Origin of the sequence: Thermomonas fusca (genome assembly GCF_005862345.1) — a bacterium.
Taxonomy (GTDB): domain Bacteria; phylum Pseudomonadota; class Gammaproteobacteria; order Xanthomonadales; family Xanthomonadaceae; genus Thermomonas; species Thermomonas fusca.
The window spans coordinates 1-14056 of sequence record NZ_SROY01000003.1 but is presented as its reverse complement, the minus strand read 5'-3'; the positions used below and the strand labels follow the sequence as shown (position 1 = coordinate 14056).

General features: G+C 68.1%; 11 protein-coding genes, 2 tRNA genes and 1 pseudogene. 10 read left to right on the top strand and 4 right to left on the bottom strand.

The genetic code is table 11. The features are described 5' to 3' along the window. Positions 1-89 precede the first annotated feature (89 nt). The 4 genes from E5S66_RS07890 to E5S66_RS13755 all read right to left on the bottom strand — a co-directional run bounded on the left by E5S66_RS07890 (position 90) and on the right by E5S66_RS13755 (position 4337). Positions 90-791: an MOSC domain-containing protein gene (locus E5S66_RS07890; RefSeq protein WP_138348733.1), complete on the bottom strand. Its 702-nt coding sequence runs from the start codon at positions 789-791 to the stop codon at positions 90-92. Beyond that, complete coding sequence (gene mutS / locus E5S66_RS07885) at positions 788-3385, bottom strand: DNA mismatch repair protein MutS (RefSeq protein ID WP_138348732.1); 2598 nt, start codon at positions 3383-3385, stop codon at positions 788-790. Before mutS ends, E5S66_RS07890 begins: the two co-directional genes overlap by 4 nt. Positions 3386-3529: 144 nt before the next feature. After that, positions 3530-4150, bottom strand: coding sequence for a DNA-3-methyladenine glycosylase (locus E5S66_RS07880; RefSeq protein WP_246037184.1), 621 nt, complete (start codon positions 4148-4150; stop codon positions 3530-3532). Beyond that, the gene (locus tag E5S66_RS13755) at positions 4134-4337 is read right to left on the bottom strand and encodes a hypothetical protein (protein ID WP_246037183.1); all 204 of its coding nucleotides are present in this window, start codon (positions 4335-4337) and stop codon (positions 4134-4136) included. Before E5S66_RS13755 ends, E5S66_RS07880 begins: the two co-directional genes overlap by 17 nt. Before the next feature lie 310 nt (positions 4338-4647). On the opposite strand from E5S66_RS13755, the gene E5S66_RS07875 reads away from it, so the two are divergent. The 10 genes and pseudogenes from E5S66_RS07875 to E5S66_RS07830 form a co-directional block, all read left to right on the top strand. Next, positions 4648-7212: a TonB-dependent receptor gene (locus E5S66_RS07875; protein ID WP_246037182.1), complete on the top strand. Its 2565-nt coding sequence runs from the start codon at positions 4648-4650 to the stop codon at positions 7210-7212. Between the two features lie 105 nt (positions 7213-7317). Next, positions 7318-7815: a CinA family protein gene (locus E5S66_RS07870; RefSeq protein ID WP_138348729.1), complete on the top strand. Its 498-nt coding sequence runs from the start codon at positions 7318-7320 to the stop codon at positions 7813-7815. Positions 7816-7859: 44 nt separating this feature from the next. After that, positions 7860-8495, top strand: a complete 636-nt coding sequence (gene lexA, locus E5S66_RS07865) for a transcriptional repressor LexA (RefSeq protein ID WP_138348728.1) — start codon at positions 7860-7862, stop codon at positions 8493-8495. A 150-nt stretch (positions 8496-8645) separates the two neighbouring features. Beyond that, positions 8646-9677, top strand: a complete 1032-nt coding sequence (recA, locus tag E5S66_RS07860) for a recombinase RecA (protein ID WP_028838820.1) — start codon at positions 8646-8648, stop codon at positions 9675-9677. After that, positions 9674-10180, top strand: coding sequence for a regulatory protein RecX (locus E5S66_RS07855; RefSeq protein WP_138348727.1), 507 nt, complete (start codon positions 9674-9676; stop codon positions 10178-10180). The genes recA and E5S66_RS07855 overlap by 4 nt, the downstream gene beginning before the upstream one ends. 101 nt (positions 10181-10281) lie before the next feature. Next, the gene (gene alaS / locus E5S66_RS07850) at positions 10282-12933 is read left to right on the top strand and encodes an alanine--tRNA ligase (RefSeq protein WP_138348726.1); all 2652 of its coding nucleotides are present in this window, start codon (positions 10282-10284) and stop codon (positions 12931-12933) included. A gap of 123 nt (positions 12934-13056) precedes the next feature. Continuing rightward, on the top strand, positions 13057-13251 hold the full coding sequence (gene csrA, locus E5S66_RS07845) for a carbon storage regulator CsrA (protein ID WP_028838817.1): 195 nt from the start codon (positions 13057-13059) through the stop codon (positions 13249-13251). 55 nt (positions 13252-13306) lie between these two features. Then, a tRNA-Ser gene (locus E5S66_RS07840) sits at positions 13307-13399 on the top strand. 83 nt (positions 13400-13482) lie between these two features. Continuing rightward, positions 13483-13559, top strand: a tRNA-Arg gene (locus E5S66_RS07835). Between the two features lie 172 nt (positions 13560-13731). After that, positions 13732-14056: pseudogene (locus E5S66_RS07830) on the top strand (transposase); the annotation flags it as partial.

The window sequence follows — 14056 nt, the reverse complement described above, 5'->3', positions numbered from 1 at the left end:
TGCGGCCACTCTAGGAGCCTTGATCGATCTTGGGAAATCGATTGGCGGGATCGGCGCCATCGATGCTGGCTATGCGCCAGAAGTGGGGGTCAATCTGCGCCTGGCCCGTCGATGCGCCGGCTCCAGTCCTCCACCGCGCCCTGTTCCATGCGCCGTTCGATCAGCTTGCGGTGCGATGGCACCAGCGGCAGTGCCAGCGCGGGTTCCAGCTGGGCCGGATCGAGCACGCGCCGTGACAGCAGTTCGCCCAGGCGCTGCAGCGTCCAGCCCGGATGGGGGCGTTCGGCCAGCGCCAGCACGTCGCCGGTGCGCGCCGTGCCGGGCCGCAGCACGCGGTAGTACCAACCAGTGCGGCCGGTGGCCTGCACCCGGCGGGCCATGTCGGCCACGCCGAAACGGTCGTTGAGCTTCCAGCACGGTTGCCGGCCCTGGCTGACTTCCAGCAGCGCATCGCCCAGCGCGAAGCGGTCGCCCAGGCAGACCACGGCTTCGGTCAACCCGCACGTGCTGATGTTTTCGCCGAACGCGCCGGGCGACTCCAGCAGGGCCAGGGCACCGAGGTCATCGCGCCAGAGCGCGTAGTGATCGAAGGCGTAATGGTGCACCGCCTTGTCCACGCCGCCGTGCACGCGCAGGTCGCCCTGCTCGTCGCCTTCGATGCCCAGCTCACCGATGCGCACCTTGCCAGCCAGCGGTCGCTTGTCGATGGCGCTGCTTGTGCCGGGTCGCGTGTAGGCGCGGGCCTTGCCGGTCAGCAGCGCTTCGACAATCACAGTGGGCGCAACGCTCATGCCAGCGCCTTCAGCCGGTACAGCGCTTCCAGCGCCTGCTTCGGGGTCAGCTCGTCGGGATCGATGCCTGCCAGCGCGTCCAGCGCGGCGCTGGAGGGCGCGAACAGGCCGAACTGCTGTGGCTGGTCCAGCGCCGCTGCGCTCAGCGGGACGTGCGGCGCATCGCGGCTTTGCGCTTCCAGCTCAGCCAGCCGCGTTCTTGCCTGCTGCAGCGCGGCTTTCGGCAGGCCGGCCAGCGCCGCCACCTGCAGGCCGAAGCTGCGGTTGGCCGGGCCGGGCCGCACCGCATGCATGAACACCAGCGCGTCGCCATGCTCGACCGCATCCAGATGCAGATTGGCGATGCCGCTGCCGGGCTCGGCGAGTGCGGTCAGCTCGAAGTAGTGGGTCGCGAACAGCGTGTAGCTGCGGTTCGCCGCGGCCAGCTGGCGCGCCACCGCGTCGGCCAGGGCCAGACCGTCGTAGGTGGAGGTGCCGCGGCCGATCTCGTCCATCAGCACCAGCGACTGTTCGCTGGCGTGGTGGAGGATGTAGGCGGTTTCGCTCATCTCCACCATGAAGGTGGACTGGCCGCGCGCCAGGTCGTCGCCGGCGCCGATGCGGGTGAGGATGCGGTCGATCGGCCCGATCTCCGCGCGCGAAGCCGGCACGAAGCTGCCGATGCAGGCCAGCAGCACGATCAGCGCGTTCTGGCGCATGAAAGTGGACTTGCCGCCCATGTTCGGGCCGGTGATGACGTACATCCGCGTTGCGTCATCGAACACCAGGTCGTTCGGCTCGAACGGCGCATCGCGCAGCGCTTCCACCACCGGGTGGCGACCGCGTTCGATGCGGATGCCGGGGTCGTCGCGCAGCGTCGGCCGGTTCCAGTCCAGCGCCTGCGCGCGCTCGGCGAAACCGGCCAGCACGTCCAGTTCGCTCAGCGCCAGCGCGCACTGGCGCAGCGGCTCCAGCACCGCGTTGAGCAGGTCCAGCACGCCGTCATAGAGCAGCTTCTCGCGCGCCAGCGCCCGCTCGCGCGCGGACAGCACCTTGTCCTCGAAGCCCTTCAACTCCTCGGTGATGTAGCGCTCGGCGCCGGTCAGGGTCTGGCGGCGGGTGTAGTGCACAGGCGCCCGGTCGCTCTGGCCCTTGCTGATCTCGATGAAATAGCCGTGCACCCGGTTGTAGCCGACCTTGAGGTTGGCGATGCCGGTGGCCTCGCGTTCGCGCGCTTCCAGATCGATCAGGAACTGGTCGGCGTTGGTGGACAAGCGGCGCAGCTCATCGAGTTCGACATCGTAATCGTCGGCGATCACCCCGCCATCGCGCGCCAGCAGCGGCGGCTGGGCGACGATGGCGCTGCGCAGGGCGTGCGCGGTGGCGTCGTGTTCGCCCAGTTCGGCGTGCAGCGCGGCGAGGCGCGGAGAGTCGAGCGGGGCGAGGATCTCGCGCACGGCCGGCAGCAGCGAGAGTCCGTCGCGCAGGGTGGAGAGATCGCGCGGGCGCGCGCTGCGCAGGGCCACGCGCGAGAGGATGCGCTCCATGTCGCCAAGGCTGCGGAAGGCCTCGCGCAGGGCGTCGTCCGCGCGATGTTCGATCAGCGTCTGCACCGCGTGGTGGCGCTCACCGACCACCCGGCGGTCGCGTAGCGGGCGATGCAGCCAGCGCCGCAGCAGGCGCCCGCCCATCGGCGTGACGGTGGAATCCAGCACGCCCAGCAGGGTGGCTTTGACATCGCCATCGACGCGCGAATCCAGCTCCAGGTGGCGGCGCGTGGCCGCGTTCATGGCGATGGCCTCGGAGCTGGTTTCCAGCGCGATGCTGCGCAGGTGCGGCAGCCGCTGCTTCTGGGTTTCCTCGATGTAGCCCAGCACCGCGGCGGCGGCGGCGATCGCCAGCGGGCGCTCGTCCAGGCCGAAGGCGGTGAGGTCATGCACGGCGAAGAACTGCAGCAGCTGGCGGCGGCCGGAGTCGGCGTCGAACAGCCACGGCGCGCGCCGGCGCAGGCCGCGCGATTCCAGCGCGCAGGCGGGCCAGCCGTCTTCGTCGGCGATCAGCGTTTCCGCCGGCTGCAGGCGCGCCAGCTCGGCCTCCAGCGCATCCTCGCCGACCACTTCGTTGGCGCGCAGGCGGCCACTGGCAAGGTCGGCCCAGGCGAGGCCGTAACCGTGCTTGCCGCGGCTGATCGCCAGCAGCAGGGTGTCGCGGCGTTCGTCGAGCAAGGCTTCGTCGGTGACGGTGCCGGGGGTGACGATGCGCACCACCTTGCGCTCCACGATGCCCTTGGAGGTCGCCGGGTCGCCGATCTGCTCGCAGATCGCCACCGACTCGCCCAGCGCCACCAGCCGTGCCAGATAGCCTTCGGCGGCGTGGTGCGGCACCCCCGCCATCGGGATCGGCTGGCCGGCCGAATTGCCCCGCTGGGTCAGGGTGATGTCGAGCAGCCGCGCCGCCTTGCGGGCGTCATCGAAGAACAGCTCGTAGAAGTCGCCCATGCGGAAGAACAGCAGCACGTCCGGGTGCTCCGCCTTGGCGGCGAAGAACTGCTTCATGAGCGGGGTGTGTTCCGCGGCTGGCGCGGGTTTCCTGGATTGTTCTTTGGTGTCGGGCATGTGCCGCGGTTGCCGGGATCGAAAGGTGGCTGCGGATTCGCAGCAGGTGGGCAGCCATCTTAGTGGGCAACACCGGGGAAGGGGACGGCTGCGCGCCTGCCACAAGGCGCAGGCTTGCCGGATCGGCGCGGTTCCGCGAGGCCTTCAGCCGCGCGGCCGGCGCGGCCGCACCGAGACGTGGCGATGGTCGGGCACGTGCCAGCGCCAGGGGAAATCGGTGGCCTTGCTGATGCCGATGCGCGGGCCCGCGATGGGGTGTTCCGGCGGCGGCGTGCCGTCGCCGACGATGCGGATGCCGCGATCGCCCAGCACCAGGTCGGCGCCATCCAGTTCGCGGGTGATGCCGAACGCCTGCGACAGCTTGCCCGGGCCACTGGCCAGGTCGGTGTCGCGGTGGGCGGCGGGTCGCGCCGCGCGCATGGCGTCGATGCCGCGCAACGGTTCGGCGGCGCGCAGCAGCACGCCCACGCCTTCGCCCACTTCGCCGCAGACGGCGTTGCTGCCCCAGTGCATGCCGTAGCTGAAATAGACATACAGGTGGCCGGGCGGTCCGAACATGGTGGCGTTGCGCGCGGTCTGGCCGCGGAAGGAATGCGCGGCCGGGTCTTCGTGGCCGGCATAGGCCTCCACTTCGACAATGCGGGCGACGCGTCCGTCGGCCCGCACCAGCAGCTTGTTGAGCAGTTCCGGCGCCACCAGCGCGGGATGCCGGCGGTAGAACGCGCGTGGCAGCACCGTCCAGCTGTCTTCAATGGAGTGCGGCACGGTCCACCGTGGTGGCGGGGCGGGCGTCGGGTTGCTGCCGCGGGTTCGCGGCTGGCTCCGCTTCCGGACAGGGCTGGTCGTCGCGGCGATCGATGTCCGCGAACACCCGCTGCATGTCCTGGCGGAAGCGCGGCATCTGCGCAGCGATGGCATCCAGCCGGGCGTCGAGGTCGGATCTGCTTGTCATGGCGGCCTCCCTGGTTTGCGCACGAGTGTATTGCCACCGTGCGCGGAGATGGTTCACGAGGCATTGACGGGTGCGGCGCTGAGCGCAGACCGATGCGCTCCGCACACGTCCTGCGATCCGCTCCCGTCCCTTACCGCGGGCGCGCACGCGGCGGCTGTTCGCCCTGTTGCAGGTGTGCTAGCGTCCTTGCCATGCGGCCATACCCCCACGTGGCCGCGGCAACAGGCAGCTATCCATATCGATTCAATCGAAACCACCAGCTGGGGGGAAGGTCATGCTTCGCAAGCAACCGAAACGTAGTCCGCTGTCCATGGCAGTCATCGCCGGACTGGTCTCCACGCTCGCCCTGCCTGCCTTCGCGCAGGATGCCGCCCCGGCGGCAAAGCAGGAAGCCAAGACCCTCGATACCATCGTCGTCACCGCGCAGAAGCGCGAAGAGGTCATGCAGGACGTGCCGATCGCGGTCACCGCACTGTCCCAGCAGACCCTGCAGGACACCGGCGTCCGCGACATCAAGGACCTGCAGATCCTGGTGCCGGGGCTGACCGTCACCAGCACCCAGAGCGAGACCATCACCACCGCGCGCATCCGCGGCATCGGCACGGTGGGCGACAACGTCGGCCTGGAATCCTCGGTGGGCGTGGTGATCGACGGCGTTTACCGCTCGCGCAACTCGACTGGCTTCGGTGACCTCGGAGAGCTGGAGCGCATCGAGGTGCTGAAGGGCCCGCAGGGCACCCTGTTCGGCAAGAACACCTCCTCCGGCGTGATCAACGTGGTCACCCGCAAACCGGGCTTCGAGCGCTCCGCCGACGGCGAAGTCACCTTCGGCAATTATTCCGCGCTGGGGCTGGCCGGTTCGTTCAATACCCCGCTGGGCGACTACGCCGCGCTTCGCGTGTATGCCGCGCATCGCAACCGCGATGGCTGGATGTCGGTGAAGACCGGCGCCGGCCCGCGCAGCGAGGATCGCGACTACGACCAGGACTTCGACACCTTCCGGGCGAAGCTGCTGATCGCCCCGACCGACAACGTGGAGATCATCCTGTCGGCCGATTCCACCCGCCGCGACGAGAACTGCTGCACCGCCGTGCAATTGGTCAGCGGCCAAAGCTCGACCCTGATCAACGCGCTGGCAGGCGGCGGTGCCATCGCCCCCACCGGTCAGGCCGATCCGTGGTCGCGCGTTTCCTACAGCAACCGCAGCACCGCGCAGAAGATCAGCGACCGCGGCGTGCAGGCGGAGGTCAACATCGACCTGGACATGCTGGGCGGGACCAGGCTCACCTCGATCACCGCCGGCCGTGACTGGGACGCGGTCAACGGACGCGACTTCGACTTCACTACCGCCGACATCCTTTACATGGATCCGAAGGAGGACGAGTCGTACGCGCGCTTCAAGAACTTCAGCCAGGAATTCCACCTGACCGGCGCCACCGACAAGGTCGACTGGCTGTTCGGTGGCTTCTATACGAAAGAAACCATCAACCGCACCGAAAGCTACCGCATCGGCGCGCACTACGAGCCCTACCTGTCGATCGGGTTGCTGTCGATGATCAACCCGGCGCTGGCATCGCTGCCAAACGCGGCGACCTTCCTGTCGGCCGCGACCGGCAAGCCCTACGGCACCACCTTCGCCGGGCTGGGCTCCCTGGATCGCTACACCCAGGATGCCAAGAGCACCGCGCTGTTCGGCAACACCACCTGGCACGCCACCGAAGCGCTGGATTTCACCCTGGGCCTGCGCTACACCCGCGAGACCAAGGACCTGCACTCGGTCTACAGCAACCCCAACGGCAGCCCCGGCTGCGCCTCGTATTTCGGCCCCACCGGGGTCAGCGCCGCTGCAATCGGCCGCATTGCCGCCGCCCTGACCGCGCGCGGCGTGCCGTTTGCCTCGCTGCCGGCCGCCAACCAGCAGGCGCTGATCAGCAACATCGTCGGCTACAGCTGCCTGCCGTGGGCCAACGCACTGCATAACGGCCGGGTCACCGACCAGTCGCGCAGCGAGAACGAATGGTCCGGCACGGTGAAGGCGGCCTACCGCTGGAACGAGCACACGATGACCTACCTGTCCTACGCGCGCGGCTACAAGGCGGGCGGCTTCAACATGGATCGGGTGCAGTCGTCCACCGGCCTGTCCAGCGGCGGCGCCGGCATCACCCCGGTCAACGACACCTCCTTCCCCGGTGAGTTCGTCGACAGCTGGGAGCTGGGCGCCAAGACCACCTGGGCCGGCGGCAACCTGCTGCTGAACGCGGCGCTGTTCCACCAGACCTACAACGACTTCCAGCTCAACAGCTTCCTCGGCACCAGCTTCGTGGTGCGCTCGATCCCGGAAGTGGTGTCGAAGGGCCTGGACGCCGAACTGCTGTGGCAGGCCACGCCCGGCCTGATGCTGCAGGCAGGCGCGATGTACGCCGACACCAAGTACGGCAACGACATCCCGGGTGCGGACTTCACCTATCCGGGCGCGCTGTACAAGCTGCCCGGTGCGCAGATGAGCTTCGCACCGAAGTTCTCCGGTTCGCTGTCGGCGACCTACGAATGGGACATCGGCGCCAACCTGGAAGGCCGCTTCAACATCGGCGCCAAGTACATGTCCAGCTACAACACCGGCTCCGACCTGGATGCCGAGAAGGCGCAGGACGCGTACACGGTGGCGAACGCACGCCTCGGCATCGGTTCCCGCGACCGCAAGTGGCAGCTGGAGCTGTGGGCGCAGAACCTGTTCGACGAGGACTACGTGCAGGTCGGTTTCGACGGCCCGCTGCAGGCGCTGGGCACGCCCGAGCCGGGTAACCCGAAGAACACTTACAACGCCTTCCTCGGCGCCCCGCGGATGTACGGCGCCACCCTGCGGTTCCGCTTCTGAGTCCAGCCTTCAGCGATGCAATCCACCGGCCCGCACCCGCGGGCCGGTTTTGTTTTCGGCGCCGGATGCGCTACAACGCCCGCAAGTCTTCCGCCGGGTCCGTTGATGATCGCCCCCTCCGATGCCGAGCTCGATTCCCTGTCCCGCGCCACCGGCGAGCGCCTGCTGGCGCTTCGGCACATGCTGGTCACCGCCGAGAGCTGTACCGGTGGCTGGATCGCCAAGTGCATGACCGATGTGCCGGGGTCCTCGGGCTGGTTCGACTGCGGCATGGCGGCCTACAGCTACGAGGCCAAGCAGGCGCTGCTGGGCGTGCGCCCGCAGACGCTGGAAGAGTTCGGCGCGGTCAGCCGCGAGACCGTGGTGGAAATGGTGTCCGGTGCGCTGGTGCATTCCGGCGCCACCATCGCGGTAGCGGTCACCGGCATCGCCGGACCCGGCGGCGGCAGCGAGGACAAGCCGGTCGGCACCGTGTGGGTCGGCTGGAAGCGGCGCGGCGGCTACGCCCGCGCCGAAGTCTTCCACTTCGAAGGCGACCGCGACGCGGTCCGCCGCCAGACCGTGGCCGCGGCGCTGCGCGGCCTGGAGTCGCAGCTGGCCTGACCGGGCGTTGACGGCCGGGGTTGTTAGTAGTATTACTACTAACCATGAGCCTGACCGACACCCAGCGCGCCATCCACGCCTTCCTCGCCGAGCGCATCGAAGCAGACGGCTTCGCCCCCTCGCAGGCGGAGATCGCCCGCGCCTTCGGTTTCAAGGGCGTGCGCGCCGCCCAGTACCATCTGGAGGCCCTGGAGGCGGCCGGCGTCGTCGGGCGCAGCCCCGGGCGCGCCCGCAGCCTGCGCCTGCTGCAGCTGCCCGATGGGCCGCGCCAACTCGACCTCCCCGCCAACGACGACACCCTGCAGCTGCCGGTGCTGGGGCAGGTGGCCGCCGGTGTGCCGATCGGTGCCGACATCGGCAGCGAGCAGATGGTGTTGATGGACCGTGCGCTGTTCTCGCCCACGCCGGACTACCTGCTCAAGGTGCGCGGCGATTCGATGCGCGACGAGGGCATCTTCGACGGCGACCTGATCGGCGTGCACCGCACCAACGAGGCGCGCAATGGGCAGGTCGTCATCGCCCGCATCGACGACGAGATCACGGTCAAGCTGCTGCGGATGGGCCAGGGCCGCATCCGCCTGCTGCCGCGCAATCCGGACTACGCGCCGATCGAGGTGAAGCCGGGCCAGGATTTCGCCATCGAAGGCCTGTACTGCGGCCTGGTGCGTCCCAATGCGTAGACCCCCGAGCCGCCGACGCGGCATATCCCGATACCCGGCCCAGGGCGCGGGTGGGATTTTTTCCATGCGGGCCGCCGTGTCGCAGTCCGTGCGACCAGGTCTGCCTAAGCTGACCACCTGACAGAGATCACCGACTTGAGGAGCACCACGATGGACGAGAACAAGAAGCGCGCGCTTGCGGCGGCCCTGGGCCAGATCGAACGCCAGTTCGGCAAGGGTTCGGTGATGCGCATGGGCGACCGCACCGTGGAAGCGGTGGAAACCATCGGCACCGGTTCGCTGATGCTGGACATCGCGCTGGGCATCGGCGGTTTGCCCAAGGGGCGCGTGGTCGAGATCTACGGGCCGGAGTCCTCGGGCAAGACCACCCTGACCCTGCAGGCCATCGCCGAGTGCCAGAAGGTCGGCGGCACCTGCGCCTTCATCGATGCCGAGCACGCGCTGGACCCGATCTATGCGCAGAAGCTGGGGGTGAACCTCGACGATCTGTACCTGTCGCAGCCGGATACCGGCGAGCAGGCGCTGGAGATCGCCGACATGCTGGTGCGCTCCAACGCCGTCGACATGGTGGTGGTGGATTCGGTGGCCGCGCTGACCCCCAAGGCCGAAATCGAAGGCGAGATGGGCGACCAGCTCCCCGGCCTGCAGGCCCGCCTGATGAGCCAGGCGCTGCGCAAGCTGACCGGCAACATCAAGCGCAGCAACACGTTGGTGATCTTCATCAACCAGCTGCGCATGAAGATCGGCGTGATGATGCCCGGCCAGAGCCCGGAAGTGACCACCGGCGGCAATGCGCTGAAGTTCTACGCCTCGGTGCGGCTGGACATCCGCCGGATCGGCTCGATCAAGAAGGGCGAGGAGATCATCGGCAACCAGACCCGGATCAAGGTGGTCAAGAACAAGCTGGCGCCCCCGTTCAAGCAGGTGGTCACCGAGATCCTGTACGGCGAGGGCATCAGCCGCGAGGGCGAACTGATCGAGATGGGCGTGAACGCCAAGCTGGTGGACAAGGCCGGCGCCTGGTACAGCTACGACGGCGAGCGCATCGGTCAGGGCAAGGAGAACGCCCGTCAGTACCTCAAGGAGAATCCGGCCTCTGCCGCGAAGCTGGAAGCCGCACTGCGCGAGCAGTTCGTGCCGGAAGAGTCCTCGCGCGACGAGGGCGGGGCCGCCGAAGAATGACCGGGTCGGGCGGCGGTGACGACGGGGTAGCCTCGTCAGCGCCGAAGCGTCGCCGCCGCCCGGAGCCCACGCCCCTGCAACGCGCGCTGGGCCTGCTGACCCGGCGCGAGCATTCCAGGCTGGAGCTGGCGCGCAAGCTCCAGCAGCGCGGGGTGGAGCGCGCCCAGGCCGACGCCGCCATCGGCAAGCTGACCGAGGCGGGCTGGCAGGACGACGGCCGCTTTGCCGAATCGCTGCTGCGCACCCGCGCCAGCGGGGGCTACGGCCCCGCCTATATCCGCGCGGAGCTGGCCACTCACGGTCTGGGCAGCGAAATCATTGCCGCCGTCATGGGGGGGTTCGAGGGCGATTGGGTCGAGAACGCCCGCGACCTGCTGCAGCGCCGCCATCCGCAGGCGCTGGCCGGCGATCGCGACGCCCGCCGCAAGGCCGCGGATTTCCTGCTGCGCAGGGGCTTCGGGATGGAGCATGTGCGCGCGGCAATGGAGGCCGAGCAGGGCTGATCGCCTGTAAACTTGCGGCCTTGGGTTGCCAACTCGGTTTCGCGGCTGCATCTTGAGCGGTTCGCGGGCGCAGCGCTGCCCGCCACCTCCCCGATGCCCGCATGAACACTCCAGTCAAGACCACCTCCGAGATCCGCCGCGACTTCCTCGATTTCTTCGCCTCCAAGGGCCACACCATCGTGCCGTCGGCACCGTTGGTGCCAGGCAACGACCCGACCCTGCTGTTCACCAATTCCGGCATGGTGCAGTTCAAGGACGTGTTCCTTGGCGCGGAGAAGCGCAGTTACGTGCGCGCGGCGGACGTGCAGCGCTGCCTGCGCGCCGGCGGCAAACACAACGACCTGGATTCGGTGGGCTACACCGCGCGCCACCACACCTTCTTCGAGATGCTCGGCAACTGGTCGTTCGGCGATTACTTCAAGAAGGACGCCATTGCCTGGGCCTGGGAGCTGCTGACCGAGGTCTGGAAGCTGCCGAAGGAGCGCCTGCTGGCGACCGTCTACCACACCGACGACGAGGCCTACGCGATCTGGCGCGACGACATCGGGCTGCCGGAAGACCGCATCATCCGCATCGGCGACAACAAGGGCGCGCCGTTCGCTTCCGACAACTTCTGGCAGATGGCCGACACCGGGCCCTGCGGTCCGTGCAGCGAGATCTTCTACGACCACGGCCCAAGCCACTTCGGCGGCCCTCCGGGCTCGCCCGACGAGGACGGCGACCGCTACATCGAGATCTGGAACAACGTCTTCATGCAGTTCGACCGCGGCGCGGACGGCACCCTGACGCCGCTGCCCGCGCCCTGCGTGGACACCGGCATGGGCCTGGAGCGCATCACCGCGATCCTGCAGCACGTGCATTCCAACTACGAGATCGACCTGTTCCAGGCGCTGATCAAGCATGCCTCCCGGCTCACCGGCACCGCCGACCTGGAGAACAAGTCGCTGCGCGTGATCGCCGACCACATCCGCGCCTGCGCGTTCCTGATCGTCGACGGCGTGCTGCCGTCGAACGAAGGCCGCGGCTACGTGCTGCGCCGGATCATCCGCCGCGCCCTGCGCCACGGCTGGATGCTGGGCGTGCGCGAGCCGTTCTTCCACAAGCTGGTGGCAACCCTCGACGAATTGATGGGCGAGGCCTACCCGGTGCTGCGCGAAGGCCGCGCCACTGCCGAGCGCGCGCTCAAGGCAGAGGAGGAGCGCTTCGCCGAGACGCTGGATTCCGGCATGAAGATCTTCGAGGACGTGGCTGGCCGGGTCGGCGACAACGTCATCCCCGGCGTCGATGCGTTCCGCCTGTACGACACCTACGGCTTCCCGCTCGATCTGACCCAGGACATGGCACGCGAGCGCGGCATGTCGGTGGACGTGGCCGGCTTCGATGCGGCGATGGAGCACCAGAAGGAAACCGCGCGCGCCGCGGGCAAGTTCGGCGGTGGCGTGCAGCTGCCGGCGGACTTGGTCGCAAAACTCGCGCCCACCGTGTTCCTCGGCTACGACGAACTGGCCGCAGGCAGCCTGCAAGTGCTGGCGCTGCTGAAGGACGGCAAGCCGGTGGAAGTGGCGGAGGCCGGCGATGACGCCATCGTCATCCTCGACCGTACGCCGTTCTACGCCGAGTCGGGCGGCCAGGTCGGTGATACCGGCGACCTCGACGGCGTGGAAAGCCGCTTCAACGTCAGCGACACGCTCAAGCTGGCCGGCCAGTTCCACGGCCACGCGGGCCGCCTGCAGTTCGGGCGCCTGCGCGTGGGCGACCACCTGCGCGGCGAAGTCGATGCAAGCCGCCGCGGCGCCACCATCCTCAACCACAGCGCTACCCACCTGCTGCACGCGGCCCTGCGCAACGTGCTGGGCACCCATGTGCAGCAGAAGGGCTCGCTGGTTGCGCCGGACCGGCTGCGCTTCGACTTCTCGCATTTCCAGCCGATGACCGCGGCTGAACTGGCCGAGGTCGAGCGCCGCGTCAATGCCGAGGTGCGCGCCAACCACGAGGGCGAAGTGCGCCACATGGGCATGCAGGAAGCGCTGGATTTCGGCGCGATGGCGCTGTTCGGCGAGAAGTACGGCGAACATGTGCGCGTGCTGCGTTTCGGCCCGACTTCCACCGAACTGTGCGGCGGCACCCATGTCGGCCGCACCGGCGACATCGGCCTGTTCAAGATCGTGTCCGAAGGCGGGGTGTCCGCCGGCGTGCGCCGCATCGAGGCGGTGACCGGGCAGGGCGCGCTGGATTTCGTGGCCGACGAAGAGCATCGCCTGCACGAAGCCGCGCACCTGCTGGGCGGCAACGCCGCCGATCTTTCCGGCAAGCTGCATGCGCTGCTTGACCGCCAGAAGAAGCTGGAGCGCGAAGTCGAGGCGCTCAAGGCCAAGGCCGCTTCCAACGCCACCGGCGACCTCGCCGCGCAGGCGCAGGAGATCGCTGGCATCAAGGTGCTGGCGGTGCGGCTGGAAGGCTTCGACGCCAAGGCCCTGCGCGACGCGGTGGATCGGCTCAAACAGCAGCTGGGCGATGCAGTCGTGGTGCTGGCCGGCACCGAAGGCGGCAAGGCCGCGCTGGTGGCGGGCGTCAGCGGTGCGGCGCTGGGCAAAGTCAAGGCCGGTGATGTGCTGGGCGAAGTCGCCCGCCGGATCAACGGCAAGGGCGGCGGCCGTCCGGACATGGCGCAGGGCGGCGGCGAAGACGGCCCCGCGCTGGTCGCCGCGCTGGAAGGCGTACCGACCAGGGTGCGCGAGACCCTGCAGGCGTGAGTGCTGCAGTACTTGAGTTGGGTTGTGGATCCCGAAACCGCACCAGTATGATCGGGTAGACTGGACGTCTGTGCTCCCGTATGGTCGGCAGCGCATGAATACCAGCGACAGGGGAGTTGCGCGATGTTGATCTTGACCAGACGGGTAGGTGAAACCTTGATGATCGGTGATTCGGTAACCGTCACCGTGCTTGGGGTGAAAGGCAACCAGGTCAGGATCGGCATCACCGCACCCAAGGACGTCGCCGTGCACCGCGAGGAGATCTATCAGCGGATCCAGGGCGGCGAGGACAACCGGGACGAAGAAAAGTCGTCCTGAGGTTTGCCGGATCGGCTTGTTGCCTGTATTCTTGCCGGCTCGCGTTTCGCCTCACGGAGACTTGCCCGAGAGGCCGAAGGGGCTCCCCTGCTAAGGGAGTATGGGGTCAAAAGCTCCATCGAGGGTTCGAATCCCTCAGTCTCCGCCACTTGCGGCGAAACGCGAAAAACCTGCGCTGACACGGAAGTTTCCGTTGACGTGCAACCAGCGGATCTGCATAATTCCGCTTCTGCGCCCGTAGCTCAGTTGGATAGAGCACCAGGCTACGAACTTGGGGGTCGGGAGTTCGAATCTCTCCGGGCGCACCATCCAAAAAGCACAAGGGTCAATGAGTCAGCGCTCATTGGCCCTTTTGCTTTTGGGGCGCCTGGAGCATTCCGTGCCACATCCGTGCCATGCCCGTGCCATGTTCTTGGGTGGATCGACCAGCCTTTCGTAGACATCCGGGCGCCATAATCCATGGCAACGACTGAGGTGTTTATGAGCAGCAACAAGCAGTACACGGATGAGTTCCGTTCCGAGGCGGTAAAGCAGGTGATCGAGCGCGGCTTCACGGTGGTGGACGTCGCCTCCCGCATCGGGATTCCCAAGCACACGCTGTATGGCTGGGTGCAGGCGGCCAGGAAGACGGCACCGGCGTCCGGTGCTGCCGCCGCGCCGAGTGACTCGGCCGAGATCCGCCGGCTCAAGGCCGAGCTGCGGCGGGTGACCGAGGAGCGCGACATCCTAAAAAAGCCGCCGCGTACTTTGCCAAGGGGTAAAGGCGAAGTACGCGTTCATGCGCGTGCACGTCCGCGAGTTCCGC

Excerpts from the sequence above, each read along its gene's own strand:
- E5S66_RS07890 (WP_138348733.1), bottom strand. The coding sequence starts at position 791 with ATGAGCGTTGCGCCCACTGTGATTGTCGAAGCGCTGCTGACCGGCAAG.
- mutS (WP_138348732.1), bottom strand. The coding sequence starts at position 3,385 with ATGCCCGACACCAAAGAACAATCCAGGAAACCCGCGCCAGCCGCGGAA.
- E5S66_RS13755 (WP_246037183.1), bottom strand. The coding sequence starts at position 4,337 with ATGACAAGCAGATCCGACCTCGACGCCCGGCTGGATGCCATCGCTGCG.
- E5S66_RS07875 (WP_246037182.1), top strand. The coding sequence starts at position 4,648 with ATGGCAGTCATCGCCGGACTGGTCTCCACGCTCGCCCTGCCTGCCTTC.
- E5S66_RS07870 (WP_138348729.1), top strand. The coding sequence starts at position 7,318 with ATGATCGCCCCCTCCGATGCCGAGCTCGATTCCCTGTCCCGCGCCACC.
- lexA (WP_138348728.1), top strand. The coding sequence starts at position 7,860 with ATGAGCCTGACCGACACCCAGCGCGCCATCCACGCCTTCCTCGCCGAG.
- recA (WP_028838820.1), top strand. The coding sequence starts at position 8,646 with ATGGACGAGAACAAGAAGCGCGCGCTTGCGGCGGCCCTGGGCCAGATC.
- E5S66_RS07855 (WP_138348727.1), top strand. The coding sequence starts at position 9,674 with ATGACCGGGTCGGGCGGCGGTGACGACGGGGTAGCCTCGTCAGCGCCG.
- alaS (WP_138348726.1), top strand. The coding sequence starts at position 10,282 with ATGAACACTCCAGTCAAGACCACCTCCGAGATCCGCCGCGACTTCCTC.
- csrA (WP_028838817.1), top strand. The coding sequence starts at position 13,057 with ATGTTGATCTTGACCAGACGGGTAGGTGAAACCTTGATGATCGGTGAT.